We start from the raw sequence: 26,593 nt of genomic DNA, 5'->3' as shown, positions 1-26,593 counted from the left end.
GGACTCGTCCGGTCCGGGGGTTGTGGGCCCGGGAGGGCGGGCAGGTTTGCAGCGTCGCGTGGCGGGAATTGTCGGCCGTCAGTGACAGCGGCAACATACGACGGATTCCGAGGACTGAAGGAGGTGGAGCGACCATGCCCCTGCATGCCGTCGAAATCCCCGAGCTGTGGATGCCTCATCCACTCAAGGTCAATCCGCACCTGCCGGGTCTACGAGCGGAGAGCGAGACCTGGGCTCGCGACATGGGCATGCTGGACGCCGGCGACGGACGGCCCGACCCCCGTCCGATCTGGACCCCGACCCAGTTCCGCGCCATGACGGTGGACCTGCTCACCGCCTGGACGCTGCCCGACGCCACCCCCGCCGCCCTCCGGCTCAACCACCGCTTCAACATCTGGGCCCTCGCCTGGGACGACTACTTCGCCCACGCCTTCAAGCGGACGAGCGACCTCCAGGGCGCCCACGACTTCACCGCCAGGCTCCACGCCTTCCTGCGCCCCGAGGAGGGCGCCCGCCTGCCCGAGCCCGTCAACGCCGTCGAGCGCGGCATCGCCGACCTCCAGCAGCACCTCTTCCCGCCCCGACTGGCCCACTGGCGCCAGGAGTTCTGCCGGGCGCTGGCCCGCTACATCGACGCCGGCGTCGAGGAGCTGGCCAACAGCCGCACCGGCCGCGTCCCCCACCTCATCGACTACGCGCCCTTCCGGCGGGAGAGCTTCGCCGCCCACACCGCCCCCTACTCCGTCGAGCTGGCCACCGGCGCCCGAATACCCGAGCGGATCCGGCACAGCCGGACCGTCCGCGGCCTCACCGCCGCGTTCATGGACGTCATGGGCCTGGCGAACGACATCGCCTCCTACGAGCGGGAGGTCCACGAGGAGCACGACGTCAACAACCTCGTCGTGGTCCTCGGCACCTCCCTCGGCATCCCCCTGCGCGAGGCCGTGCCGGCCTCCGTCCACCTCGTCAACTCCCGTATGCGCGACTTCGAGCAGCTCCGCGAGGAGGACATGCCGCTGCTCGCCCGCCGCGCGGGGCTGAGCCCCGAGGAGCAGGCCGAGCTGGACACCTGGCTGGGCGGCGCGTGCAGCTTCCTCTCCGGCCTGCACGCCTGGTACACGGGCGCCCCCCGGTACGTCCCCACCGAAACGGCCTTCCCGGAGCAGCGCCTCCCCACCTCCGCCACCGCGGAGGAGTGGTACGGAAGGGGGGCCGGCAGGCACGCGCCGACACCCCCGTCCGCCGTCGGGCTCGGCTGTGACGCCGAACCATGAGCGGTCTACCGCAGCCGCAGCAGGCGCAGCAGCCGGTCCCACCGTGACGGCCGCGCCCCGGGCCGTACGTCCGAAGGCCCGGGTACGGCCTCCGGTACCGCGTCCGGGGCGGCGGCCGGCGCGGGGATCCCGGGCAGCTGAGAGGCCGGAGCCGCCGGCAGCGGCGCCTCGGACTGCTCGCCCCGCGGAACCCGGGGGGCGAACGAGACCGGCAGCGCCGTCAGATGGCGTGCCCAGGTGGAGGAGCGCCAGCTCAGGCTCTCCTCGGGGACGGACAGCACGATGTCGGGCAGCCGGGTGAGCAGGATGTCGATGCCGACGTCGGCGATGATGCGGCCGACGTCCTGGCCGGGGCACTCGTGGCTGCCGGCGCTGAACGACAGGTGCGCGCGGTTGTGGTGGACCGGCGCCGACGGGTCAGGACGCACCGCCTCGTCCATGTTCCCGGCCGCCAGGCCCAGCAGCAGCATGTCGCCCGCGCCGATCCGCTGCCCGCCGAGGGTGGTGTCCCCGTTGGCGTACCGGGACGGACACACCATCAGCGGCGGCTCGTCCCACAGGACCTGCTCGACGGCCTCGGGCAGCGTCATCTGGCCGCCGGCCAGCGAACCGCGGAACCGCGGATCGGTCACCACCATCCGCAGCACGTTCGACATCAGGTTGGCGGTGGTCTCGTAGCCGGCCAGCAGGACGAGCCGCAGGTGGTGCACGACCTCCTCGTCGGTGAGGCCGGCCGGGTGGGCCAGCAGCGCCGAGGCGATGTCCTGGCCGGGGTTGTCGTGCTTCTCCAGGACGAGCCGTTCCAGGCTCTCGACCACGAACGCGTTGCTCGCGAGCGAGGTCTCGGTCGCCTTGAACAGGTCCCGGGCCGCCTGGACGAGCTGAGGCGCCGCCTCGTCGGACATGCCGAGCAGATGGATGAGGGTGAGCATCGGCAGGTGCTCGGTGAACCGGTCGACCAGCTCGGCCTCGCCGGCCTCGCAGAAGGTGTCGATCAGCTCGTGGGCGAAGCGGTTGATGCGGCGCCGGATCCCCCGGTGGTCGAACTGGTCGAGGGAGGCGGTCACGGCGCTGCGCAGCCGCTGGTGCTCCTCGCCGTCCGCGCAGACGCAGTCGGGGCGCCAGCCGATCATCGGCATCAGCGGCGAGGTGGCGGGGTCGATCTCGCCGGTGCTCCAGCCGTGCCAGACCCGCGGGTCGCGGGAGAACTGGGTGGAGCGGGTGGCGACGTCCCGGTTCTCGTTGTAGCCGAGGACCAGCCAGGCGCGGACGTCGCCGTCGAGCAGGACGGGCGCCACCGGGCCGTGGGCGGCGCGCAGCTCCTCGTACAGGCCCATCGGGTCGGTCTCGGCGGCGGGGCCGTAGAGGCGGGCCGCGCCGCCCGGTCCGGTGGCCGCGTGGGCCGGGCAGCCGGGCGGGGGGACGAGCCCGCTCTCGCTCGGTGCGTGCTCGTGGGCGGGGAGGGTCATACGGTCTCCTGGGCGGCGAGGGAGCACAGGTAGACCATCAGCGAGAGCAGGGCGTCCCGGCAGGACGCCCGGTCGCGGGCGTCGCAGGCGACGAGGGGGACGGACTCGCTGAGGGCCAGGGCCGTGCGCAGTTCTGACAGCTGGTACTGGGGCGCCTCGGGGAAGGTGTTGACGGCCACCACGAAGGGGACGCGGCGGTCCTCCAGGCGCGTGATGATCTCGAAGCAGACCTCGATCCTGCGGGTGTCGACGAGGACGACCGCGCCGAGCGCGCCCTCGAAGATCCCGTTCCACAGGAACCAGAAGCGCTCCTGGCCCGGGGTCCCGAACAGGTAGAGGATCAGCTCCTCGTTGATGCTGATCCGGCCGAAGTCCATCGCGACGGTCGTGGTCGTCTTGCCCGACGCCCCGGGATTGTGGTCGATCCCGACGCCGGCCTGTGTCATGCGCTCCTCGGTGGTCAGCGGGGGCATCTCGCTGACCGCTCCGACCAGCGTGGTCTTGCCGACTCCGAAGCCGCCGACGACGACGACCTTGACGCCCCTGGCGCCGTGCGGCAGCAGCAGGTCGGTGTCGCGCGGTCCTGCCCTGAGCGTGTCAGAGTCTCCGTAGTCCATGGATCACCGCCTCCAGAAGGCCGCGGTCGGGGAAGGCCGCGACGGGCACGGGTGCAATCGCCTCCACGCGTTCGTCGTCGACGAGCTGGGACAGCAGCACGGTCACGACGCTGAAGGGGAGGCTGAGGTAGGCCGACACCTCGGCCACCGACAGCGGGTACTCGCACATGGAGAGGATGGCCGCCTGTTCGGGCTGCATCGAGGGTTCCGACGCGGACCTCGTCGCGATCAGCGTGACGAGGTCGAAGGTCTTGGCAGAGGAGCCCTCGCCGCCGGTGATGACGTAGAGCGGAACGGGGTTTCCCTCTTCCCAGGGGCGGTGCCGGTCCGGGGGATGGGGGTTGTCCGAGGTCACATCGCCTGCCGGACGATGTCTTCACGGGGCGGACTGGTCATGTGCCGGCCGATCCTGACCACGAGCGCCCGCATGCGGGCCCCGAGGAGTCCGGCGTCGACCTCCTCGTCGGCGAGGACGGCGAGGTAGGCGCCGGGGCCGGCCGCCATCAGGGAGAAGTAGCCGCCGTCGGCCTCGATGCCGACCATGTGGGTGGTGCCGTTCCCGTGCGGGAACATCTGGGCGATGGCGCGGGCCAGGCTCTGGATGCCGGAACAGGCTGCGGCGATCGCGTCGGCGGTGTCGGGCGCGGTGTTGGCCTGGCCGATGCAGAGGCCGTCCGCGGAGAGGACGACCACGTGCCGCACGTGCGGAACGCCGCCCACGAGCTCGGTGAGCATCCAGTCGATGTTGGGCAGTGGCTGCATGTTATTCGACCTCATCAGACGGCTGGCTGTGCGGAGTGGGGGATGCGGGGCCCGCGTGCTTGTCGGCGTTGAACGCCTCCCACATCAGGCCGGGTTCGCGCGTGGACCTGCGGGGGGCCGGGGCGGGGTCGGGGCCGGTGCGGAGGACCGGCGTCGGGACGGGGGAGTCGCGGCGGCGGCGCGGGAGGCCGTTCAGGGTCGTCCCGTCGATGAAGGGGGCCGCGTCGTCGTCGAAGGCCGCGAGGAGGGGGTCGGGCGCGGGCGGCGGCGGTACGGGCACCGGCGCGGGGGCCGGCGGCGGCACGGTCGGGCCGGTCCGCGACGGCAGCGGGCGGATCGGCCCGCCCGCGCGCTTCCGGGCGGGTTCAGGGGTTCTCACGACGGGCCTCTCCACCGTGGTGATCAGGCGCCGGGGTACGAGGATCACGGCCCGTACGCCTCCGTAGGCGGAGGGACGCAGGTCGACGTCGCAGCCATGTTCACGGGCCAGCCGGCTCACGACCGGCAGGCCGAGCTGCGTGACCTCGCCCAGACCCGCGAGGAACAGACCCGAGGCCGAGTCCGTCATCACGCGGTTGATCCGGCTGCGGACCTCTTCGGTGAGGCCGACGCCGCGGTCCTCGATCTCGATCGCGATGCCCGAGGGCACCTCGAAGGCGCTCACCTCCACGGGGGTGTGCGGCGGCGAGAACGACGTGGCGTTGTCGAGGAGTTCGGCGAGGAGGTGGATCAGCGGCTCGGCGCCGGGGCCGGTGATCGCCGCCTCGGTCACCGACTGGAGCTTGACCCGCGGGTAGGCCACGATGCGGGACATGGCGCCGCGCAGCACGTCGTAGAGCGGGATGGGCTTCGACCACTGGCGTCCCGGGCGCGCGTCGCCGAGGACGGCGATGCTGGCCGCGAGGCGGCCGATGAGGGCGTTGCGGTGGTCGACGTCCTGGAGACCGCGGGCGAGCACGAGGTCCGTGCCGTGGACGATCTGCATCTCCCGGAGGTCCTTGGCGAGCTGGTGCACGATCGCCTGGACGCGGCGCGCGACGGCGACGAGGGTCCGCTGGGAGGAGTCCCGCGTGTTCTCCTCGGCCTCGACGGCCTCCAGGAGTGTCTGGAGGGCCCTCTTGAGCGCGGCGGTGAACTCGTCGTCGAGGTGGTCGCCCAGACGGATGGAGTGCACGATCTCCGCGGTGGTGTCGCCCTTCTGGAGCCGGGCGACGGCCGCCGGGAGGAGCTGCTCGGCCATCCAGATGGTGGTCGTGGTCTGGTCGGCGAGGCGCCCGAGCAGCGCGGCCTCGCGCTCCGCGTGGGCCTGCTGAGCCGCCCGCACCACGCGCAGGTTCCGGGCCTCGCCCGCCGCCCGCGCGAGGCGCACGGTCAGGATGGTGCTGCCGACCGTGAGGGAGACCGCCGCGAAGCCGTACCAGGCCACCGGTGTCCGTATCTGCGCAGGCGCGAAGAGCAGCCCTATGGCGAAGAGGGCGGCCAGGACCCCCGGCGGGACGAGCCACACCGGAGCCGGCGCACCGGGCCTTGCTCTGGAAGTTGAACCTGCGCGAACCATCAACGGTTTCCCTCAACGTCTGGAATAGGAGAGGACTGAAGTGGCGCGACGAACCGGCGGGAAAGTGCGGACAATCGATCGATCACGCACACGTGCTCGAATGGGACCACTTTCGGGTCCCTTTCGCGCACGCGTCGATGGCCTTCTCTCCCTGTGGCCGTGCTCCGTCGACGCGCCCGCTCCCAGCGTTCATGACTCGCTGTGAGCGTGGCGCAACACATCTGCGGAGCATAGTCAGTTCGGGATTGGCGTGTGACCTCGATGGAAGGAAGGGTTCTATCAATCAAACTGCCCCCATAAGGGGGCAGGAATGAGTATCGAAAATGACAGCAAGTGATCAGGCTGCGTACTTTTTACCGGTCATTTCGAAAGGTGCGCGAGTCGGCGCTCTCCTCCTCGGGCGCGCCCTCCGCGGTCGTCAGCGCCGCCGCGGGATCCCGGTCCGCCGGTCCCGCCGGGGACCAGCCGCCCGCCTCCCGGCGGTAGGGCCACCACCGCCCGTCCTCGCCGAGCCGCAGCTGCGCCTGACCACCCGTCAGGGTCCAGTGCGCCCCGGACCGGACCAGCTCCGGACGCTCCCCGTCCTCCCAGGCGTCGGCGAGCCGCGCCGCCGCCCGGGCCAGCGCCTCCTCACCGGGGGTCCAGGACTCCTCCAGTACGGCGAGGGCCGCGGCCCCGCCCCACCGCCACGCGCGCGTGGCGGCGTCCAGACCCGCCCGCGACCGCCCGGTCCTGGAGGCGAGGCGCGCCGCCACCCACGACGGCGGCCGCCCGGCCGCGAGCCGTACCGCGTCCTCGGAGACCGTCAGCTCCGCCGCCGGGAGGCCCGGCGGGACCGGTCGGCCGGAGAGGAGTTCGGTGAGGAGCCGGTGCGCCCGGCCCGCCGTGTCCGCCGCCAGGAACTCCAGGGCGTCCGGCTCCACACCCGGCTCCGGGTCCGTCTCCGTGTCCAGCGACGGCGGTTCCCCGGGAGCCGCCGCGGGCACCGGCACCGTGGGCAGCGGCGGCAGGATGTCCCGCAGCGCGTACGCCTCCGCCGCCGACACCCCGGCCCGCTCGGCCCCGGCACCCTCCCGCGCCCCGGCGTCCTTCGCCGCGCCGGACGGTGCCCCGCCGCCCGCGCGGGCGGCGCTGCGGGCCTGGAGCGCGTCCACGACCGCCCGCTGTCCCCGCCCCCGCATGAGGAGCAGCGCGAACGGGTCCTCGTCGAGGATCCGCGCCATCTGATGGCAGAGCGCCGCCGTGTGCGGGCAGTGGTCCCACGCCTCGCAGCCGCACTCCGGGTCCAGGTCGCCGATGCCCGGCAGCAGGTCGACGCCCACCGCCGCCGCGTCCTCCACCAGATGCGGCGGCATCTCGCGGTCGAGCAGCGCGGCGATGTGCCCGGCGCTGTCCACGGCGAGGTCGAGCAGCCGGTCCCACTCCTCGTCCGTCAGGGTGCGCACCAGCACGTCGCTGCGGTACCCGGTGCCGTCCCGGTCCTGCACCACGGCGGTGATCCGTCCGGGCCGCACCGTCACCGCGCCGACCGCGCCCGCGCGCGCGTGGCGGCGGCCCGCCTTCACCTGCTGGCCGTCGAGCGCGGTGTCCTCCAGCGCCTTCAGCCACGCCTGGCCCCACCACGTGCGGGTGAACGCCCCGCCCCGGGCCGGCGGCGGCGCCGTGAAGGTCAGCTCCGCGGCCTCGTGGCCCGTCCCGTACTCGCTCATCGTCCGTCCCCGTCCCCGCGCAGGGAGACCAGCTCCGCCAGCTCCGCGTCGGTCAGTTCGGTCAGCTCCGCGGGCGTGTCGCCCGATGTGCCGAGCACCGCGTCGGCCAGCTCGCGTTTGCGGGCGAGCATGGCGGCGATCCGGTCCTCGACGGTCCCCTCGGCGACGATCCGGTGCACCTGCACCGGCCGCGTCTGCCCGATCCGGTACGCCCGGTCGGTGGCCTGGGCCTCCACGGCCGGGTTCCACCAGCGGTCGTAGTGCACCACGTGCTCGGCCCGCGTCAGGTTGAGCCCCGTCCCCGCCGCCTTCAGCGACAGCAGGAAGACCGGCACCTCGCCGTCCTGGAAGCGGGCGACCATCGCCTCCCGCTCGGCGACCGGGGTGCCGCCGTGCAGGAACTGCGTCCGCACCCCGCGCTCCGCCAGATGCGCCTCCAGCAGCCTGGCCATCGCCACGTACTGGGTGAAGACGAGGGTGCTCGCCCCCTCGGCCAGGATCGTGTCGAGGAGCTCGTCGAGGAGCTCCAGCTTCCCCGAGCGGCCCGCGATCCGGGGCTCCTTCTCCTTCAGGTACTGCGCCGGGTGGTTGCAGACCTGCTTCAGCGAGGTCAGCAGCTTGACCACCAGACCGCGCCGCGCCATCCCCTCGGCCTCCGCGATGGCCAGCAGGTTCTCGCGCACCACCGCCTCGTAGAGGCCGGCCTGTTCCGGTGTCAGGGAGACGGCCCGGTCGGTCTCGGTCTTCGGCGGCAACTCCGGTGCGATCCCGGGGTCGGCCTTGCGGCGGCGCAGCAGGAAGGGCCGGACGAGCGCGCCGAGCCGCTCCGCCGCGGCCGGGTCGGTGCCGCCCTCGACGGCGGCGGCGTACCGGCGCCGGAACGCCCCGAGCCCGCCGAGCAGTCCCGGTGTCGTCCAGTCGAGGATCGCCCACAGCTCGGAGAGGTTGTTCTCCACGGGCGTGCCGGAGAGCGCCACGCGCGCGCGTGCGCCGACCGTCCGCAGCCGGCGGGCGGTCGCGGAGTAGGGGTTCTTGACGTGCTGGGCCTCGTCCGCCACCAGCAGCCCCCAGGGCCGGTCGGCGAGCCGTTCCGCGTCGAGCCGCATGGTGCCGTACGTGGTGAGGACGACGTCCCCGGCCCCGAGCCCGTCGAGGTCACGCGTGGTGCCGTGGAAGCGGCGCACGCGCGTGCCGGGCGCGAACCGCTCGAACTCGCGTTGCCAGTTGCCCATCAGCGAGGTCGGGCAGACCACGAGGGTGGGACCCGCGGTGGCCGGTTCGGTCTGCCGGTGCAGATGGAGCGCGATGACGGTGATGGTCTTGCCCAGGCCCATGTCGTCGGCGAGGCAGCCGCCGAGGCCGAGCGAGGTCATCCGGTGCAGCCAGTTCAGCCCGCGCAGCTGGTAGTCGCGCAGGGTGGCGGCGAGCGCGGCCGGCTGAGGGACCTCGTGGACGCCGCCCTCCGGGTCGGCCAGCCGCTCGCGCAGCCGCTCCAGGGCGCCGGTGGCGACCACCTCGACCTGACGCCCGTCGACCTCCGTCGTGCCGGTGAGGACGGCGGCGAGCGCGTCGACCGGCGTCACCTTGCGGTCCTGCCGCTCCCGGGCGCGCAGCACCTCCGCGGGGTCGACCACGACCCACCGGTCGCGCAGCCGGACGAGCGGCCGCCCGGCCTCGGCGAGGCGGTCGAGGTCGGCCCGTGTCAGCTCCTGGTCGCCCACGGAGAAGCGCCAGTTGAAGGCGAGCAGGGCGTCCGCGGAGAGGAACGAGGGCAGACCGCCCCCGCCGCCCGCGCCGTCGTCGTCGGCCGCGGAGCGGGCGCCACCGAAGGCGCCGCCGTCGGACGGGTCGCCGTCGGACGCGCCGTCACCCGACGGTCCCGGCGCCGCAGGATCCACCGTGCCGACCACCGCGCGGGCCGTCAGCCGGTCCGTCAGCTCGCGCGGCCAGTGCACCTGCATCCCGGTCGCGGCCAGCGCGCGGGACGCCGGGCCCAGCAGCTCCACGACCTCCTCGTCGGCCAGTTCCATCGTGTCCGGCACGGCCGCGGACAGCAGCGGGGCGAGCGGCGGCCAGGCGCGCGCGGCCCGCCGCAGCGCCAGCAGCGCGTCCATCCGGGCGCGCGGCCCGAGCGCCGCCGCGGCCGGCCCGGCGCCCGCCCAGGCGTCGGCCGCGTCCACGACCACCGTCGGGTCGGCGGCGGAGTGCAGCTGGAGCACGGCCCGGAAGTCCGGGGCGGCTTCCGGGGCGGCGGCGCCGGTCAGTTCGAGGCGGAGCGAGAGCCGTACGCCGGCGTCGTGACCGGCCGCCAGATCGGCGGCCCACGCACGCTGTTCGGACACGGCCTGCGGCTCCTCGGCGGCGAACGCGGGACCGCCCGCCGCGATCGGAGCGGCCGGGGTGCGGGGGAGGACGTCGGCGACGGCGTCGAGGAAGGCGCGCAGCAGCGTCTCCGGCTCCGGGAGCAGCGGATCGCCGTCCGGGTCCGCGTCCGGACCGGAATCCAGCGGGACGGCGTGCGCGGTGGGCGGCATCGAGGCGGCCAGCGTCCGCAGCCGGTCCAGCTCCCCGGGGCCCAGGGGCCCGGCCCGCCAGGAGTCGTGGCCGCCGGCCGTCACACCGGGCAGGAGCAGTCCGCGCGCCGTGAAGTCCAGCGCCAGGAGGGCCGCGCCGCCCCAGAACGAGGCGGCCGGGTCGGCGTCGCCGGAGAGACGGGCGCCCACCAGGAACGGCAGGGCGTCCCGTACGGACAGGGAGAGCGCGGGGACGGACGCGGTCAGGAGGTCGGTCCCGTCCACGACCGTCAGCTCGTCCGGCACCGCGCCGGCCGGACCCGGGTCGGGCAGGGGCTCGTCCTCGGGCGACCAGAGGACGATCCGCCCCGCACGCGGCGGATCGTCGGGGAGGAAGACGGCGGCGGGGGAAGCGTCACCGGAGAGGACGGGAGCTTCGGCCGAGGGTGCGGGAAGCGCACCGGAGGGAAGGACGGCGGAGGGTTCGGGGGTGGGGCGAGAGGATCCGGGCGACGACGTCAACGCATTCCTCAAATTTGACTACCTGCGGAAGGAGTGGCCGACCCTACCCCAACCGCCGCGCGGAACGCGCACATCCGGGCGTGACGCCCGACACATGGGCACCCTTCCGGGCCGCGGTGATTCCGGGGGGTGGGGAACACCCCACCCCCCGGCACCCGCCCGCCCCCGCAGCGGGCCGGGTGGTGACGCCATGGTTCCGGACCGTCACCGGTTCGTACGGTGAGGACCGCCGCCGCCGACTCGGCGCGGACGGCAGCCGCCCCCTCCTCACAGAAGCCGGAGCCCTCCCATGCCCCAGGCCACCGCCACCGCTCCCGCCCCGGCGGTCGCCGCCCGGACGCGGCGCACCGGCAGCGAGTTCGCGCCGCTCCTGCGCATGGTGAAGGAGCAGGGCCTCCTCGACCACCGGCCCGGCTGGTACGCCCGGGACATCGGGCTCACCCTCCTGGGCCTCGCCGCCGTCGCCGCCGTGCTGCTCCTCGCCGGCCCGAGCTGGTGGTCCGTCCTCCTCGCGGTCCCCCTGGCCGTCCTCTCCGCCCGCGCCGCCTTCCTCGCCCACGACGCCGGACACGCCCAGATCACCGCCGACCGCAGGGCCGGCCGCGCGATCCAGCTCCTCCACGCCAACCTCCTCCTCGGCATGAGCCGCGAATGGTGGAACGACAAGCACAACCGCCACCACGCCCACCCCAACCACCTCGACAAGGACCCGGACGTCGCCGCCGACATCCTCGTCTTCGCCGAGCACCAGACCGCGGGCCGCACCGGGCCGCGCGCCTTCCTCACCCGCCACCAGGCCCTGCTCTTCTTCCCGCTGACCACCCTGGAGGCCCTCGCGCTCAAGCTCTACGGCGTGCGGGCCGTGCTCGCGAAGGACGGCCCCTACCGCACCCGGAGCGAGCGCCTGACCGAGGGCGCCCTGCTCCTGCTCCACTTCACCGGGTACGCGGCGCTGCTCCTCATCGCCCTCACCCCCGCCCAGGCCCTCGCCTTCGCCCTCGTCCACCAGATGCTGCTCGGCCTCCACCTCGGCATGGCCTTCGCCCCCAACCACAAGGGCATGGAGCGGCCCGACCAGCACCCGGACGGCGACAGCTGGGGCCATCTGCGCCGCCAGGTCCTCACCTCCCGCAACATCCGGGGCGGCGCCCTCACCGACTGGTTCCTCGGCGGCCTCAACTACCAGGTCGAGCACCACCTCTTCCCGTCCATGCCCCGCCCCCACCTGCGCCTCGCCCAGCCCGCCGTCCGCGCCCACTGCCGGGCCCTGGGCATCCCGTACACCGAGACCGGCTTCACCGACTCCTACCGGCAGGCGCTCGGCCACCTCCACGAGGTGGGCGCCGGGCTCCGCGAGGAGCACGCCGGCCGCCCGGAGTAGGGTCGAACGCGCATCCGATCACCACTGAGTGAGCACCAGGGGGTCTCCCGCATGAGCGACGGCACCGTCACCACCGTGAGCAGCAACGGCGTCTACTCCTTCACCAAGCCCAACCGGGCCTCCATCACGCTCCTCACCGGACTCGGCGTGGAGGGCGACGTGCACGCCGGCGTCACCGTCAAGCACCGCTCCCGCGTCGCCCAGGACCCCACCCAGCCGAACCTCCGTCAGGTCCACCTCATCCACGGCGAGCTCTTCGACGAGGTCGCCGAGGCCGGCTTCGAGGTCGCCCCGGGCGACCTGGGGGAGAACGTCACCACCCGCGGCGTCGACCTGCTCGCCCTGCCCACCGGCGCCCTCCTCCACCTCGGCCAGGAGGCCGTCGTCGAGATCACCGGCCTGCGCAACCCCTGCGCCCAGATCGACGGCTTCAGCCACGGACTGCTCAAGCAGGTCGTCGGCCGCGGCCCCGAGGGCGAACTCGTCCGCAAGGCCGGGATCATGGGCATCGTGCGGACCGGCGGCGAGGTGCGCCCCGGGGACCCGATCCGGGTCGAACTGCCGGCCGGGCCCCACCGTCCGCTGGAGCGCGTCTGAGCCCGGCGCCCGGGCCGGCCGGGGCCCCTCAGGAAGGGCGCACGGCCAGCGCGTCGAGCCCTTCGAGCAGGGCGGGCAGCCGCTCGCCCCGGGCCACCGGCAGCACCCTGCGCGGCCAGTCGTCGAGGAGGACGAAGGCCATGTCGTCGGTACGGGCCACCAGCGACCAGCCGGGACCGTCGGCGCGCAGGGTCCGTGCCCCCTCGCCGGCGAATCCGGACCGCACCCTGCCCACCGGCGGCGGCTCCTCCAGATAGCCGCGCAGCTCGTCCAGGACACGCCGCACGCCGTCGTACGGATCCGGCCCGCCCTCCGCCGCCCCGCCGGACGGCTCCGGAGCGGCCTCGGGCCCGGCGTCCGACTCGACCCGGCCGCGCCACTCGTTCCAGTGCAGCCCCACCTCGTCGGCGCCGAGCCGCCGCTGCGCGGGGCCCCAGACGTCCCCGGAGGGCGGGACCAGCGGGGCGGGGTCGCCCTCCTCCGGCTCGGGGTCGTGCGGGTCGGGGACGCCCGGGGCCTGGGTGGCCACGGCGAGCGGCCAGCCCGGGAGCCCGGCGACGACGGACCCCTCGTCGGGGGAGAGGTCGTAGGCCATGCCGCAGTCCCAGGAGGCGATCGCGACCGCGACCAGCGACACGTCGTCGATGACGACCGTCCAGCGGGCGCCGAGCCCGTCCTGCCCGAACACGAGCCCGTACCCCTCCTCGTACGGTTCGAGGCCGAGCGCCGCACAGGCCGCCGGGTAGTCGTCCCCGAGCACACAGGGGAAGCGCGCGGGCGTCAGCAGGCACGCGGTCAGCACGAACAGCGCGTCGTCGTCCGCCGGCGCACCGGCCGGGGACGCGGCCCGTACGTCGTCGGCCGTCGGTTCCTCCGCCACCACGGCACCCTCCTCGGCTCGCCGCCCATCGGATCGTCGGCGCACCTTAACCAGTGAGTAGCTTCGCCGTCGAGAGGAGTGTGCTTCGGGGTCACTCCATGACCCGCGGCGCCCGCGCCCGTCCGCCGTGGCCGCCCCTCTCGGGACGGCCACGGCGGACGGGTCTCCGGCGCACGGGCCGGACGAGGTGCGGTGAGGGCTACTTGCCGGTGCCTCCCAGGTGCGCCGCCCAGGGGTAGTAGACGAAGGCGAAGGACGCCGGCGCGCCGGTGATCCGGTTGCCGAGCCACACGTCGTTCGTCAGCTGGAGGCCGGAGAACATGGGGTTCATCTCGTCGTGCAGTTTGCGCTCCATCTGTACGACCAGCTCGGCGCGGGCGCTCTCGTCCTTCGTGGCCACCGCCTCGGCGTAGAGCGCGTCGATGCCGTCGTAGCCGGACTGGTTGAACGAGCCGCCGGTCACCGCGGTGATGCCGAGCCAGTCGAGCGGGTTGGCGATGTTCGGCCAGAACTGGGTGTACAGCAGGTCGGTGTCGCCGCGCGTCGCCGGGTCGTAGAGGTAGTTCGAGTAGCCCGTCGCGGGCACGACGTCGAGCTTGAACTTCAGGCCGATCCTGTCCGCCGCGTCCTTGATCCCCACGCCCAGCTGCTGCGTCTCCGCCTGCTGCGGGACGACGAGGCTGATCTCCTTCGCCTTCACGTCGGCCGGAACGCCGGCGAGCAGCTTCTTCGCCTCCTCGATCCTCGCCGTGCCGTCGGTCCTGACCGAGTCGGCGTACGTGGTCAGACCCTTCTCGGCGAAGCCGTACGCGGCGGGCACGGCCTGCAGCGGCGCGGGCGTGCCCGAACCGGCGTACACCTGGCTGCCGATGCCCTTCGCGCGTCCGACACGACCCCGCTCGGCTATCGTCGCCGGATGCCCGACGCCTCGAAGTCCGACACGGCAATGGCCGCGTGGCGGGAATGGCAGGAAGCCCCCTGGGGCCGTCTGCGCTATGCGATCGCCGAGGCCAATCTGGTCCGCCATTTCGACGGGCTGGGCGACGGGCAGCTGCGTGTACTCGACCTCGCCGGCGGGGACGGCGCCGACGCCGTACGCCTCGCGGCCCGCGGACACCATGTGACCGTCGTCGACCACGCCCCCGCCATGCTCGCCGCCGCGACCGAGCGTGCTTCGGCGGCCGGCGTGACCGACCTGATCGCCTGCGTGCGGGCCGACGTGGCCGACCTGCCCACCGACCTCGCCGCGGGCCGGTTCGACGTGGTGCTGTGCCACAACCTCCTCCCGTACGTGGACGACGTGCCGGCCACCCTTGCTCGGGCCCTCGCCCCGTTGAAGCGCGGCGGCCTCCTGTCGGTGATGGCGATCAACCGGCATTCCGCCGCCCTGAACCTCGCCGTCCGGGAGACGGACCCGGCCGCCGCGCTGGCCGCGCTCGACACCGACCGGAGCCGAACCCTGATGTTCGACGCGGCGCTGACGCTGCACGCGGCCGAGGAGATCATCCACCTCCTCCACGGCCTCGGCTGCCAGGACGTCCAGCACTACGGCATCCGCAGCTTCTGCGACTACATCACCGACGACGCCCGCAAGTACGAACCGGCGTTCTACGCCGACCTCGAACGCCTCGAACTCGCCGCGACCGACCGACCGCCCTACATGCACACCGCTCGCCTCTTCCAGCTCACGGCGCGCAAGCAGGACAGCTGACGCCCCCCCCGGGCGGCACGGGCGGACCGAGCACGAACCGCACAGGCACACCGATGGACGAGGAACCGCTCAGCGAGCCGTCCGGGAGCTCCCTCCAGCCGCCGGAACCGCCACCCCGCCGGCCCTCCCGGCCGCCCCAAGAAGCGTGATCATGGCCTTGACCTGCGGATTTCGTACGAGTCGCGGGCGTGAACAGTCGGCGAACCCCTGGCGCGACGGGTTTCGGAGGCGCTGTGCCACGCCCTAGCCTCCCCGCCATGTCCGACTTCTCACGCCGTAAGGTCCTCGGCACCCTCGCTGCGGGTTCCGTGCTCTCCGTCCTGCCTCCCTCCCTCCTGACCGCCATGGCCGCCCCGATGCCGCGCGGTGGTCTCCGGGCCATCGAGCACGTCATCGTGCTGATGCAGGAGAACCGTTCCTTCGACAACTACTTCGGAGCTCTCAGAGGCGTCCGCGGCTTCGGTGACAACAGAGCGCTGCGACTGCCCGACGGTACGAGCGTGTTCGAGCAGCCCCGCTCCGGCGGGCCCGCCGTCCTGCCGTTCTCCGCGCGGCAGGCGGCCGTCGACGCCGGACGGCCCGAGAGCGACATCCAGTACCTCGGCTCGCTGCCGCACGGTTTCGCCGACGGGGTGCAGGCGCGCGCGAACGGCTGGTGGAACGACTGGGTCGCGGCCAAGGGCCAGAGCACCATGGCCCACTACGACCGGCGTGACATCCCGCTCCAGTACGAACTCGCCGACCGCTTCACCATCTGCGACGCCTACCACTGCTCCGTCTTCGGCTCCACGAACCCCAACCGCAACTACCTGTGGACCGGCACCACCGGGTTCGAGCCCGGCGGCGGGAGCCGGGCCGTCACCAACGCCGCCTACTCCTACGGCCACGCCGGCTACGACTGGACCACCTATCCGGAGCGGCTGGAGGCCGCCGGGGTGTCCTGGCAGATCTACCAGGAGTGGGACAACTTCACCGACAACGCGGTGGAGTACTTCAAGCCGTGGAAGCGGATCGGCCGGAAGATCCTCACCTCCGCCGGGTTCCCCCACGCCACCACCGAGGAGTTCTACGACAAGCTGTGGGCGAAGGGCGACAGCGAGCGGCGGGCCGACCTGGCCCGGTTCCGCACCGCGGTCGACGCCCTCCCCGAGGACGAGCGCCGGCTGTTCCTGCGCGGTGCCCACCGCTCCGAACCGGGCACCCTGCTCACCCGGATCAAGGCCGACATCAAGGCCGGGACCCTCCCGAAGGTCAGCTGGGTGGTGCCCACGGCCGCGCTGTCCGAGCACCCCGGCTCCTCCACGCCCGTCGGCAGCGCCGGCCTCGTCTACGACCTGCTGGACGCCATCGCCTCGGACCCGAAGACGTGGTCGAAGACCGTGCTGTTCATCAACTTCGACGAGAACGACGGCTACTTCGACCACGTCCCCGCCCCCACCGCGCCCCGGCCGGACAGCGGCGACGGGGACGACTGGGTGGGCGGCCGCCCCGTCGGCCCCGGACCGCGTGTCCCGATGACCGTCGTGTCCCCCTGGACGGTCGGCGGCTTCGTGAACTCCGAGCTCTTCGACCACACCTCGGTGATCAGGTTCCTGGAGAAGTGGACCGGGGTCCAGGAGCCGAACATCAGCGCCTGGCGGCGCAGCGTCTTCGGCGACCTGACCTCCGTCTTCGATTTCGACCGCGCCCACCGGCAGCCAAAGGTGGAGCGCCCCGGCGCGGTCCCGGCACCGGTCGGCCGCTGGAACCCGGTGCCGCCCGCGGCGCAGGAGCTGCCCGTCCAGGAGCCCGGCGTCCGCCCCACCCGGCCCTCCCCGTACCGGCTCGCGCTGCGCGCCGCCGTCACCGACACCGAGGTGCGGCTGGCGCTCGGCAACGAGGGGCGCCGGACCGCCGTGATCACCGCGTACCCGGGGGACGGGACCGCCCCGCGCGCCTGGACCGTCGCCGGCCGGGACAGCGCCGCCGGCAGCCTGCAGTACGGCCCCGGAGGCTACGACGTCCAGGTCCACGGCCCCGGCTGGGCGCTGTGGGAACTGCGCGGCGCCGGCATCGGCGCCGAGGCGCACGTGGCGGAGCGCGCCCACACCGGCCACGTGGACGTGGTGTGCACCAACCCCTCGAAGCGCACCCGGACGCTCCTGGTCGGCGAGTCGACCCATGAGCGACGCGGCGAGGACGGCGTGCAGAGCGTGCGGCTGGCGCCCGGCGGGAAGCGGACCGTGTCCGTGCCGCTCGCCCGGCACGGCTGGTACGACATCGTGGTGCTCGACGAGGACGACCCGCGCTTCTTGCGCCGGATGTCCGGCAGACCCGCGGGCGGCGGACGGGGCACCACGGACCCGGCGATCGGGACCGCGCCGGCGCTGAGCGCGTCGATCGACCTGCCCGAGCCGCTGCCTCCGCTGACCGCCCCCTTCGTGCAGGGCAGCCCTGCCGAGGTGGTGGTGCGCGTGCGCAACGAAGAGAAGGGACGGCTGCGGGACCTGGCCGTGTCACTGCTCGCACCGGCCGGCTGGACGGTGAAGTCCTCCGGGCCGGTCCCGCGCAGCCTGCCCGGCGGAGGCACGGCGGACCTGCGATTCACCGTCGTCCCCGCAGCGGACGCCACGACCGCCTCGCTCGTCGTCGCCGCCCGTGCGGAGGGCGACGGGCTGCTCCGGGTCGCGGACGCCCGGGTCCGGGCGGAGGTCGCCCGCGCGGTGAGTTTCACCCTGACCGCGCCCGCGAGCTCTCCCGGCACCGACGGCTGCGCGCTGTCCCCGGAGAAGCCGCTGTCCGTGACGGCGACCGTCACCAACGCCGGGAGCGCTCCGCTCACGGCGGTGTCGGCCCGGCTCGCGGTACCGGACGGGTGGCGTGCCGAGCCGACCGCCGGGACTCCCGCCTCGATCCCCGCCCGTGCCACGGCGAAGGTGGTCTGGCAGGTCACCGCGCCCGCGTCGGCGGCGCGCACCCCCGCCACGCTGACGGCGACCGTCGGCGGGCGCACCGCGGCCGGCACGACGGTGGAGCAGACCGGATCGCTGGCCACCCGGGTGGGCCCGGTGATGACCGGCTACCTGCTCGCCGAGGACTTCGAGTCCCTCGCCGACCGGCTGGCCCCCGCCACCGATCTGAGCCGTCCCGGGCTGCGGGGCTGGACGCGGACCGCGCCCGAGGGGTGGACGGTCACCAACGCCGCCGGGATGCCGAAGGGCACGGAGGAGCTCGACGGCTGGTCGTTCCTGTCCCGGCAGTTCTGGTTCCCCGCCGGCCAGGAGCGCCAGGCGTTCGGCCGGTCCCTGGGCATCGTCGCCGTCGCCGACCCGGACGACTGGGACGACAAGGGCAGCCCGTCCAGCCGTGGCACCTTCGACTCGACGCTGACGACGCCCGCCGTCGCGATCCCGTCGGGGACCCCGACGCTGTACCTGGGCTTCGACTCCCACTACCGGCAGGAGAGTCCGCAGGAGGCGGAGGTGACCGTGCTCTTCGACACCGGCGCCACCTCTCGGGTGCTGCACTACTCCAGCGCGGCGTCGGGGAACACCAACGGGGGCCGCGACCAGCAGAACCGCCTCGTCACCTCGTCCTTCCCCGTACCGGCCGACGCGCGCTCGGTGAAGGTGGGCTTCCGGATCCACCACGCGGGCAACAACTGGTTCTGGGCGGTCGACAACATCAGGCTGAGTGCCTCGCCCATAGCCGACGCCTGACCGACTCCGGGCAGCTGACCGGCTCCAGGCGCCTGACCGGCTCCGGGCGCCTGACCGGCTCCGGGCGCCTGGACCGGCTCCGGGCGCCGGCCCGGACTCCCCCCTCCCAGCCGTCAGAGGCGGGGCGGGGGCGAGGGTCCGGCGCCCGTCAGCCGACCGGGCCGACAGGCCGGCCCCGGACCTCCTCGGGCGAGGGGTGCCGGGGCCGGGCGCGGGAAGCGCGGGGGGTGGGATCAGACGGTGCTCCGGGCGGCGACGACCCGGCGGCGGCGGACGACCAGGAGACCCGCGGCGGCGACGCCGAGCGCGGCGAGGCCGTACGTGACGCCGGTGGCCTCGTCGGTGCCCGCGTCGGGGCCGGCCGCCCATCCGAAGCCCGCCTCCACGGCGCCGTTCGGCGTGGCGGAGATCCGGTAGGTGACGGTCTGCTTGATGCGGGGCGGGCACTTGAGGGTCAGGGTGTCCGTGCCGGCCGCGGCGTCCCTCGGCAGCGTGAACGTGCCCACGAGGACACCGGGCCGCTCTCCGGCGAAGAGGTGGAACGGGCCGGCCACCACCGATTCGCCCTTTCCGTAGGTCTCGGCGCCGCAGGCGGTGGTGGTGACGGTGACGGTGGTGCCGGGGGCCGCGAGCCCCGGGTTGACCCGCACGTCACCCGAGGGTGCCGCGGAGGCGTGGGGGGCGGACAGGGCGAGGGCGGACAGGACCAGGGCGAGCTGGGCACCCGTACGTGCGAGACGCATGCTTCCTTCTCTCGTTCGGCGGAGCCTTCCCGGCCGGCTGGGCAGCGCGGCACCTGTGCTGTGCTCCGAGCACGAGAAGAACCCCGCCCCGTGACCACCGCAACGGGAGGTTCGCCCGCGATGTCGCGCGTTCGGGCGCTTGATCGTCCGCCGCTTCGGTCATCACCGCAGGTCACGGATGTCCCGGTGGATCGTGAGAACGCGGGGGAGTCTGCGCGCGAACGGGCGAGGGGCGGGAACCGGCGTGGTTCCCGCCCCTGGAGGGGTGCGCGTCGCGGCGGAGGGGTCAGCCCAGGCTCAGGACCGCCGTGACGGCCTCCCGCAAGGTGGCCTCGGGATCCGCCGAGGCACCCGCGGAGCGCCAGGCGACGAAGCCGTCCGGACGGACCAGCACCGCGCCGTCCACGGTGACGCCGTGGGCCTCCGCCCAGTCCGTGTCGCTCGCGGGCGAGAGCTCGGCGTCGGGTCCGCCGCCGATCCGGTACGCGTCGATCGGCACCGAGAGCTTCCCGCCGACGCGCGCCGCCGCCGCGTGCCAGCCGCCGGCGCCGTCCTCGGAGCTCAGCAGGACCAGCGACCGCTCGTACAGGTCGAGGGTGGAGACCCGGTCACCGGCACGGTCCAGCCACAGGTGCGGCGCCCGGCTGCCGGGCTCGCCCGTCAGCCGCAGCCCGTCGGAGACCACCGGCACCGCGGGGTCGGCGCCCAGGACGGCGCCCTGCGGATAGCGGTAGCCGAGCACCTCGTTGAGGATCCCGCCCTTGCCGCCCCTGGGGCCGCCGAATCCGGTCGCGGGGGCGTACCCCGGGTGGCTGTGCTCCACCGACCGCGCCGCGGCCCGCGCGCTCGTCACCACGGCCACCGGCCGCCGCTCCGCGTCGTAGGAGGCGAGCAGCCCCGGTCCCGCCCAGCCGTTCAGGACGGCGGCGAGCTTCCAGGCGAGGTTGTGCGCGTCCTGGATCCCGGTGTTGGAGCCGAACGCCCCGGTGGGCGGCATCTCGTGGGCGGAGTCGCCGGCGAGGAACACCCGGCCGTCCGCGTACCGTTCGGCGATCCGCTCGGCCGCGTGCCACGGCGCCCGGCCGGTGATCTCCACGTCGAGGTCGGGGACGCCCACGGCCCGCCGGATGTGGTCCCTGCACCGCTCGTCCGTGAACTCCTCCAGCGTCTCGCCCTGTTCGGGGTGCCAGGGGGCGTGGAAGACCCAGCGCTCCCGGTTGTCGATCGGCAGGAGGGCGCCCTCGGCGTCCGGGTTCGTGAGGTAGCCGACGATGAAGCGCCGGTCCCCGACGACGCCCGCGAGCGCGCGCGAGGTGAAGGTGATGCTCACGTTGTGGAACAGGTCGCCCTGACCGGTCTGGCCGATGCCGAGCAGCTCGCGGACCGGGCTGCGCGGACCGTCCGCCGCGACGAGGTAGTCCGCGCGGATCGTGGTGTGCTCGCCGGTCTCACGGCTCTTGACCCGGGCGGTCACCCCGTCGGCGTCCTGCTCGAAGGACATCAGCTCGGTCGAGTACCGCAGGTCGCCGCCGAGCTCCCCGGCACGTGCGAGCAGCACCGGTTCGAGGTCGTTCTGGCTGCACAGGCACCATCCGGTGGGGCTGAAGCGGGCCAGCCCGCCGCCGGGGTCGATCTCCTTGAACAGCCACTCGCCCTCCTCGCCCACCAGGCTCGGCGTCTGGAGGATGCCGTTGTTGTGCGCGAGGACCGAAGCGGCCCGCTGGATGGGCTCCGAGACCCCGGCACCCCGGAAGACCTCCATGGTGCGGACGTTGTTGCCCCGGCCGCGCGGGTGGATCGACGTCCCCGAGTGGCGCTCCACCAGGGTGTGCGGCACTCCGAGACGGCCCAGGAACAGCGAGGTGGAGAGGCCCACGAGCGAGCCGCCGACGATGAGTACGGGTGTCCGGTGACCGATCGCCTCACCGGCCGCTTCGAGTGGGTTCATGGTGTGCCTCCTGCGTCGCCCGCGACGAGAGTCGGGGATGGAATCCAGATTCAAGTCCTTCCGAGGCGTACCCGCGTGCCGGGGCACCCGGATGGCACGCGGTTCACTCGCCTGCTCCATGGGACTCGCGCGCTCTCGGCGCTCCTGTCAACCATCGACACGTGGCGATCCCGGCGTGTCGGACACGCGGATCGTTCCCACTCCCCCTCCCACTGAAGAGAAAGAGGTGTGCCGGATGGCCCCCTCGGGACGCATCTCACAGTCGGTGTTCGACGGCTCCAGGCTGCGGGTGATCCTCCTGCTCGACCTGTACGAGGGAGCGCAGCAGCAGTTCCTCGACGCGTACGAACTCATGCGCCGGCAGGTCGCCTCCGTGCCCGGCCACATCAGCGACCAGCTGTGCCAGTCCATCGAGAACCCCTCGCAGTGGCTCATCACCAGCGAGTGGGAGAGCGCGCCGCCGTTCCTCGCGTGGGTGAACAGCGAGGAGCACGTCGAGACCGTCAAGCCCATGCACAGCTGCGTCCGGGACACCCGGTCGATGCGCTACAGCGTCCTGCGCGAGACGAACCCCGACCGGCCGCAGCCGGCGGTGGCCGCGGACACGCAGGTGGAGGCGCGGGTCGGCGACGGAGTGGCGCGCCACGCCCTGACCTTCACCGTCAAGCCGGGGTCGGAGTCGAAGGTCGCCGAGATCCTCTCCGGGTACCAGTCGCCCTCGGCGCAGGTCGACGAGACCACCCGGCTCCGCCGCACCTCGCTCTTCATGCACGGCAACCGCGTCGTGCGGGCCGTGGAGGTCGAGGGCGACCTGCTCGCGGCGCTGCGGCACGTCGCCCGCCAGCCCGAGGTGCGCGCGGTCGAGGAGGCCATCAACCCCTACCTGGAGCAGGACCGGGACCTGTCCGACCCGGACTCCGCGCGCGTCTTCTTCACCCGGGCCGCCCTCCCCGCCGTCCAGCACGTGGTGGCGGACCGGCCGGCCCCGGCCGGCCTGCGGCGGCACGCGCTGTACTACCCGGCCAAGGAAGGCCGCGGCACGGACCTGGCCCGGCTGCTCGCGCACCAGGACAGGGAAGCGGCCGGGGACCCCGGCAACCCCGTGTACGGCAGCACCGTCTTCCAGCGCGACGACATCGTGGTGCGCCTGATCGACGTCGTCGGCGAGCCCGACCTCGACGCCCTCGCCTCCCTCGGCCTGAAGGGCACCGGGAAGGCCACCGAACTGGAGCGCCTGCTCGACGGCCCCGCGATCGGCGTCGAGGGCTCCCTGGACACGGAGCGCAACGTCAACCGCCTCCTGTCGCACATCGACATGCTGCCGGTCACCGACCGTTCGGCGACCGTCTGACGGACGGTCGCGGCTTCCGCCACGGCCGTCGGCCGCTCCCTCGCACGGCACAGCCACATCTGGAGGTATCAACCATGCTCAAGCAGCATCCGCGCATCGTGAACCTGAGCGAGACCGAACCCAACCGCAGGCGGGGAGGCGACCTGCGGGCCATGCTCACGCCGGCCACGGTCGGGTCCACCAGCGGCTTCATGGGCCTGGCCATCGTGCAGCCGGGCGAGCGCATCGGCGAGCACTACCACCCGTACTCCGAGGAGTTCGTGTACGTGGTCTCCGGAGCGCTGGAGGTGGACCTGGACGGCGAGACCCACGAACTGCGGCCGGAGCAGGGGCTCCTCATCCCGATCGACGTGCGGCACCGCTTCCGCAACGTGGGCACCGAGGAGGCCCGGATGGTCTTCCACCTGGGCCCGCTCGCGCCCCGGCCGAGTCTCGGCCACGTGGACACCGAGATCACCGAGGACGGCGCGCCGGCCCCGGTGGGACCCCACCTGATCGTCCACGACCCCGGGCGGACGGCCGAGCGAAGCGGGGCCATCGAGTGACGCGGCGAGTGGCCGTCACCGGTATCGGTGTGGTCGCTCCGGGCGGGACCGGGGCGAAGGCCTTCTGGGACCTCCTCACCGCCGGCCGTACCGCGACGAGGGGCATCACCCTCTTCGATCCGGCCGGTCTGCGCTCCCGCATCGCCGCCGAGTGCGACTTCGACCCCGAGGCCCACGGGCTGGGCCCGGAGCTGAGCCGCCACGCCGACCGGTACATCCAGTTCGCCGCCGTCGCCGCCGACGAGGCCGTCCAGGACGCCGGGCTCGACACCGCCGCGGAGGACCCCTGGCGCGTCGCCGTCTCCCTGGGCAGCGCCGTCGGTGGCACCACCCGGCTCGAACACGACTACGTCCTGGTCAGCGAGGGCGGACAGCGGTGGGACGTGGACCACCGGGCCGCCGACCCCCGCCTGCACCTGGCGTTCTCGCCGAGCACGCTCGCCTCCCTCGTGGCGGAACGGTTCGGCGCCCGCGGCCCGGTGCAGACGGTCTCCACCGGCTGCACCTCCGGTCTCGACGCCGTCGGCTACGCCTTCCACACCATCCAGGAGGGCCGCGCGGACGTCTGCATCGCCGGCGCGTCGGACTCGCCGATCTCCCCGATCACCATGGCCTGCTTCGACGCCATCAAGGCCACGTCGCCCGACAACGACGACCCGGAGCACGCCTCCAGGCCCTTCGACAACAACCGCAAGGGCTTCGTCATGGGCGAGGGCGCGGCCGTCCTCGTCCTGGAGGAGTACGAGCACGCCCGGGCCCGGGGCGCGCACGTCTACTGCGAGATCGGCGGCTACGCCACCTTCGGCAACGCCTACCACATGACCGGTCTGACCGGTGAGGGCGTGGAGATGTCCCGGGCGATCGACTCCACGCTCGACCAGGCCCGGATCGACCCCGTGCTCGTCGACTACGTCAACGCGCACGGATCCGGCACCCGGCAGAACGACCGGCACGAGACCGCGGCGGTCAAGCGGTCGCTGGGCGCGCACGCCTACGACACGCCCATGAGCTCCATCAAATCCATGGTGGGGCACTCGCTGGGCGCCATCGGCGCCATCGAGGTGGCCGCCTGCGTCCTGGCGCTCAAGCACCAGGTCGTGCCTCCGACGGCGAACTACGAGACCCCCGACCCCGAGTGCGACCTGGACTACGTACCGCGCACCGCCCGCTCCCGGAAGCTCAGGAACGTGCTCTCAGTGGGCAGCGGATTCGGCGGCTTCCAGTCCGCGGTCCTCCTCACGGGGTCGACCGGGAGGACACGATGAGCACCGAGCGACCGGCGCGGGTGGCAGTCACCGGCATAGGGGTGATCGCCCCCGACGGACTGTGCGTCGACGAGTACTGGAAGTCCGTACGGGAAGGGCTCGGCGTGCTGGACCGCGTCACCCGGGACGGGTGCGAGGACCTGCCGCTCAAGGTCGCGGGAGAGGTGCGCGGCTTCGAGGCGTCCGACCTGATCGAGGAGCGCTTCCTCGTCCAGACCGACCGCTTCAGCCACTACGCGATGGCCGCCGCCCAGCTCGCCCTCGACGACGCCGGCATCCCCCGCGACGCCCCGGAGGACCCGTTCTCCATCGGCGTCGTCACGGCGGCCGGCTCCGGCGGCGGCGAGTTCGGCCAGCGCGAGCTCCAGAAGCTGTGGGGCCAGGGATCCAGGTTCGTCGGCCCCTACCAGTCCATCGCCTGGTTCTACGCCGCGAGCACCGGCCAGATCTCCATCCGCAGCGGCTTCAAGGGCCCGTGCGGAGTCGTCGCCAGCGACGAGGCGGGCGGCCTCGACGGCATCGCCCACGCGGCCCGGGCCGTACGGCGCGGTACCGGCGCGGTGCTCGTCGGGGCGGCGGAGGCCCCCCTCGCCCCGTACTCGGTGGTGTGCCAGCTCGGATACGCGGAGCTCAGCACCGTCGAGGACCCCGACCGCGCCTACCGCCCCTTCACCGAGGCGGCCTGCGGCTTCGTCCCCGCCGAGGGCGGCGCGATGCTCGTCGTGGAGGACGAGGCGCGCGCCCGCGACCGGGGGGCGGCCGTCCGCGCCTTCGTCGCCGGCCACGGCGCCACGTTCACCGGCGCGTCGCGGTGGCGGGAGTCCCGGGAGGGACTCGCCCGCGCCATCCGCGTCGCCCTGGACGAGGCGGGGTGCGCCCCCGAGGAGATCGACGTCGTCTTCGCCGACGCCATGGGCGTGCCCGAGGCGGACCGCGCCGAGGCGCTGGCGATCGCCGACGCCCTCGGGGCGCACGCCGCCCGCGTGCCCGTCACGGCGCCCAAGACGGGCATCGGCCGCGCCTACTGCGGGGCGCCCGTCCTGGACACCGCCTCCGCGGTGCTCGCGATGGAGCACGGCGTGGTGCCCCCCACCCCCTACGTGTTCGACATCTGCCACGACCTCGATCTGGTGATGTCCCGCGCTCGCCCCGCCGAGCTGCGCACGGCCCTGGTCCTCAGCCGGGGACTCATGGGATCCAACGCGGCGCTGGTCGTGCGCCGCGGTGACGACTCCGCCCGGTAGGACCGGGCGGGAAGGAGAGCACAGATGATCACCACGGCACTGACCTTCGACGAACTCGCCGCGCTGATGAAGCAGGCGGCCGGGGTCACCGTCGACCCGCGCGACCTGGAGAAGGCACCGGACGCGCCCTTCAGCACCCTCGGCGTCGACTCGCTCGGCCTGCTGGGCATCGTCGGCGAGCTGGAGAACCGGTACGGGGTGGCCCTGCCCACCGACGCCGAGCGCAGCAAGTCGCCGGCCGACTTCCTCGACCTGGTCAACGGCTCGCTCCAGAAGGGGGCCTGACGTGTCCGGTCGCACCGACAACAGCATCACCATCGAGGCACCGCTCGACCTCGTCTGGGACATCACCAACGACATCGAGAACTGGCCCACCCTCTTCAGCGAGTACGCCGCGCTGGAGGTGCTCTCCCGCGAGGGCGACTCCACCACCTTCCGCCTGACCATGCACCCGGACGAGAACGGGAAGGTCTGGAGCTGGGTGTCGGAGCGCACCGTGGACCGCGTCGCACGGACCGTCCGCGCCCACCGCGTCGAGACCGGCCCGTTCGACCACATGAACATCCGCTGGGAGTACGAGGACACGGCGGCCGGCGTCCGGATGCGGTGGGTGCAGGACTTCGCCATGAAGCCCGACGCCCCGGTCGACGACGCCTGGATGACCGACAACATCAACCGCAACTCCCGCACCCAGATGGCCCTCATCCGGGACCGCATCGAGCAGGTCGCCCGTGAACGCCGGAGCGCCCCGGTCCTGCCCGGCTGACCGGACCCGGTCTCCGCACCCCGCATCTCCAGGAAGGACG

Annotated in this window: 22 protein-coding genes; 11 read left to right on the top strand and 11 right to left on the bottom strand. The window is 73.5% G+C overall.

The features are described 5' to 3' along the window. Nucleotides 1–134 precede the first annotated feature (134 nt). Nucleotides 135–1,274: a hypothetical protein gene (locus ACFYT9_RS07020; protein ID WP_376599614.1), complete on the top strand. Its 1,140-nt coding sequence runs from the start codon at nucleotides 135–137 to the stop codon at nucleotides 1,272–1,274. A 5-nt stretch (nucleotides 1,275–1,279) separates the two neighbouring features. Here ACFYT9_RS07020 and ACFYT9_RS07015 read toward each other — a convergent pair whose 3' ends face one another. The 7 genes from ACFYT9_RS07015 to ACFYT9_RS06985 all read right to left on the bottom strand — a co-directional run bounded on the left by ACFYT9_RS07015 (nucleotide 1,280) and on the right by ACFYT9_RS06985 (nucleotide 10,424). Further along, entirely contained in the window at nucleotides 1,280–2,743 is a 1,464-nt protein-coding gene (locus tag ACFYT9_RS07015; RefSeq protein WP_389161440.1) for a cytochrome P450, read from the bottom strand. Continuing rightward, nucleotides 2,740–3,360, bottom strand: coding sequence for an ATP/GTP-binding protein (locus tag ACFYT9_RS07010; RefSeq protein ID WP_376599610.1), 621 nt, complete (start codon nucleotides 3,358–3,360; stop codon nucleotides 2,740–2,742). Before ACFYT9_RS07010 ends, ACFYT9_RS07015 begins: the two co-directional genes overlap by 4 nt. Further along, complete coding sequence (locus ACFYT9_RS07005; protein ID WP_376599609.1) at nucleotides 3,341–3,715, bottom strand: DUF742 domain-containing protein; 375 nt, start codon at nucleotides 3,713–3,715, stop codon at nucleotides 3,341–3,343. Before ACFYT9_RS07005 ends, ACFYT9_RS07010 begins: the two co-directional genes overlap by 20 nt. Beyond that, nucleotides 3,712–4,122 carry a roadblock/LC7 domain-containing protein gene (locus ACFYT9_RS07000; protein ID WP_376599608.1) on the bottom strand — a complete coding sequence of 137 codons (411 nt, stop codon included), beginning with the start codon at nucleotides 4,120–4,122 and terminating at the stop codon, nucleotides 3,712–3,714. Before ACFYT9_RS07000 ends, ACFYT9_RS07005 begins: the two co-directional genes overlap by 4 nt. Before the next feature lies 1 nt (nucleotide 4,123). Beyond that, the gene (locus ACFYT9_RS06995; RefSeq protein ID WP_389161439.1) at nucleotides 4,124–5,629 is read right to left on the bottom strand and encodes a sensor histidine kinase; all 1,506 of its coding nucleotides are present in this window, start codon (nucleotides 5,627–5,629) and stop codon (nucleotides 4,124–4,126) included. Nucleotides 5,630–6,033: 404 nt separating this feature from the next. Continuing rightward, a complete protein-coding gene (locus ACFYT9_RS06990; protein WP_389161438.1) occupies nucleotides 6,034–7,389 on the bottom strand; it encodes an SWF or SNF family helicase in 1,356 nt (451 codons plus the stop codon). Then, nucleotides 7,386–10,424 (bottom strand): DEAD/DEAH box helicase, encoded by a 3,039-nt coding sequence (locus ACFYT9_RS06985; RefSeq protein WP_389161437.1) that lies wholly within the window; start codon nucleotides 10,422–10,424, stop codon nucleotides 7,386–7,388. Before ACFYT9_RS06985 ends, ACFYT9_RS06990 begins: the two co-directional genes overlap by 4 nt. Before the next feature lie 289 nt (nucleotides 10,425–10,713). On the opposite strand from ACFYT9_RS06985, the gene ACFYT9_RS06980 reads away from it, so the two are divergent. Together ACFYT9_RS06980 and ACFYT9_RS06975 are read left to right on the top strand one after the other, a co-directional pair. Further along, nucleotides 10,714–11,805 (top strand): fatty acid desaturase family protein, encoded by a 1,092-nt coding sequence (locus ACFYT9_RS06980; protein WP_389161435.1) that lies wholly within the window; start codon nucleotides 10,714–10,716, stop codon nucleotides 11,803–11,805. 51 nt (nucleotides 11,806–11,856) lie between these two features. Continuing rightward, complete coding sequence (locus ACFYT9_RS06975) at nucleotides 11,857–12,402, top strand: MOSC domain-containing protein (RefSeq protein WP_389161433.1); 546 nt, start codon at nucleotides 11,857–11,859, stop codon at nucleotides 12,400–12,402. 28 nt (nucleotides 12,403–12,430) lie between these two features. On the opposite strand, the gene ACFYT9_RS06970 is transcribed toward ACFYT9_RS06975, so the two are convergent. After that, nucleotides 12,431–13,282, bottom strand: coding sequence for a hypothetical protein (locus ACFYT9_RS06970; RefSeq protein ID WP_389161667.1), 852 nt, complete (start codon nucleotides 13,280–13,282; stop codon nucleotides 12,431–12,433). Between the two features lie 199 nt (nucleotides 13,283–13,481). Beyond that, a complete protein-coding gene (locus ACFYT9_RS06965; protein WP_389161431.1) occupies nucleotides 13,482–14,141 on the bottom strand; it encodes a hypothetical protein in 660 nt (219 codons plus the stop codon). Between the two features lie 57 nt (nucleotides 14,142–14,198). Here ACFYT9_RS06965 and ACFYT9_RS06960 point away from each other — a divergent pair, with 57 nt between their 5' ends. Beyond that, nucleotides 14,199–14,993: a class I SAM-dependent methyltransferase gene (locus ACFYT9_RS06960; protein WP_389161429.1), complete on the top strand. Its 795-nt coding sequence runs from the start codon at nucleotides 14,199–14,201 to the stop codon at nucleotides 14,991–14,993. A gap of 257 nt (nucleotides 14,994–15,250) precedes the next feature. Continuing rightward, on the top strand, nucleotides 15,251–18,691 hold the full coding sequence (locus ACFYT9_RS06955) for a phosphocholine-specific phospholipase C (RefSeq protein ID WP_389161428.1): 3,441 nt from the start codon (nucleotides 15,251–15,253) through the stop codon (nucleotides 18,689–18,691). 233 nt (nucleotides 18,692–18,924) lie between these two features. Here the strand turns inward: ACFYT9_RS06955 and ACFYT9_RS06950 are convergent, their stop codons facing one another. Together ACFYT9_RS06950 and ACFYT9_RS06945 are read right to left on the bottom strand one after the other, a co-directional pair. Next, nucleotides 18,925–19,434, bottom strand: coding sequence for a sortase (locus ACFYT9_RS06950; RefSeq protein ID WP_389161427.1), 510 nt, complete (start codon nucleotides 19,432–19,434; stop codon nucleotides 18,925–18,927). Between the two features lie 286 nt (nucleotides 19,435–19,720). After that, on the bottom strand, nucleotides 19,721–21,382 hold the full coding sequence (locus tag ACFYT9_RS06945) for an FAD-dependent oxidoreductase (RefSeq protein ID WP_389161425.1): 1,662 nt from the start codon (nucleotides 21,380–21,382) through the stop codon (nucleotides 19,721–19,723). A gap of 235 nt (nucleotides 21,383–21,617) precedes the next feature. On the opposite strand from ACFYT9_RS06945, the gene ACFYT9_RS06940 reads away from it, so the two are divergent. The 6 genes from ACFYT9_RS06940 to ACFYT9_RS06915 all read left to right on the top strand — a co-directional run bounded on the left by ACFYT9_RS06940 (nucleotide 21,618) and on the right by ACFYT9_RS06915 (nucleotide 26,553). Further along, complete coding sequence (locus ACFYT9_RS06940) at nucleotides 21,618–22,733, top strand: SchA/CurD-like domain-containing protein (RefSeq protein ID WP_389161423.1); 1,116 nt, start codon at nucleotides 21,618–21,620, stop codon at nucleotides 22,731–22,733. A gap of 74 nt (nucleotides 22,734–22,807) precedes the next feature. Continuing rightward, nucleotides 22,808–23,278 carry a cupin domain-containing protein gene (locus ACFYT9_RS06935; protein WP_387279982.1) on the top strand — a complete coding sequence of 157 codons (471 nt, stop codon included), beginning with the start codon at nucleotides 22,808–22,810 and terminating at the stop codon, nucleotides 23,276–23,278. Beyond that, complete coding sequence (locus ACFYT9_RS06930; protein WP_389161421.1) at nucleotides 23,275–24,543, top strand: beta-ketoacyl-[acyl-carrier-protein] synthase family protein; 1,269 nt, start codon at nucleotides 23,275–23,277, stop codon at nucleotides 24,541–24,543. Before ACFYT9_RS06935 ends, ACFYT9_RS06930 begins: the two co-directional genes overlap by 4 nt. Next, a complete protein-coding gene (locus tag ACFYT9_RS06925; protein WP_387279986.1) occupies nucleotides 24,540–25,787 on the top strand; it encodes a ketosynthase chain-length factor in 1,248 nt (415 codons plus the stop codon). Before ACFYT9_RS06930 ends, ACFYT9_RS06925 begins: the two co-directional genes overlap by 4 nt. A gap of 24 nt (nucleotides 25,788–25,811) precedes the next feature. Further along, a complete protein-coding gene (locus ACFYT9_RS06920) occupies nucleotides 25,812–26,072 on the top strand; it encodes an acyl carrier protein (RefSeq protein WP_376602841.1) in 261 nt (86 codons plus the stop codon). 1 nt (nucleotide 26,073) lies between these two features. Then, nucleotides 26,074–26,553 carry an SRPBCC family protein gene (locus ACFYT9_RS06915; protein ID WP_389161418.1) on the top strand — a complete coding sequence of 160 codons (480 nt, stop codon included), beginning with the start codon at nucleotides 26,074–26,076 and terminating at the stop codon, nucleotides 26,551–26,553. The last annotated feature ends 40 nt before the right edge of the window (nucleotides 26,554–26,593 follow it).

Source organism: Streptomyces sp. NPDC004435 (assembly GCF_042873895.1).
In the GTDB taxonomy this organism is placed as follows: domain Bacteria; phylum Actinomycetota; class Actinomycetes; order Streptomycetales; family Streptomycetaceae; genus Streptomyces.
Note: the sequence above shows the minus strand (reverse complement) of the source record. Positions and strands in the feature narration are given on the sequence as shown.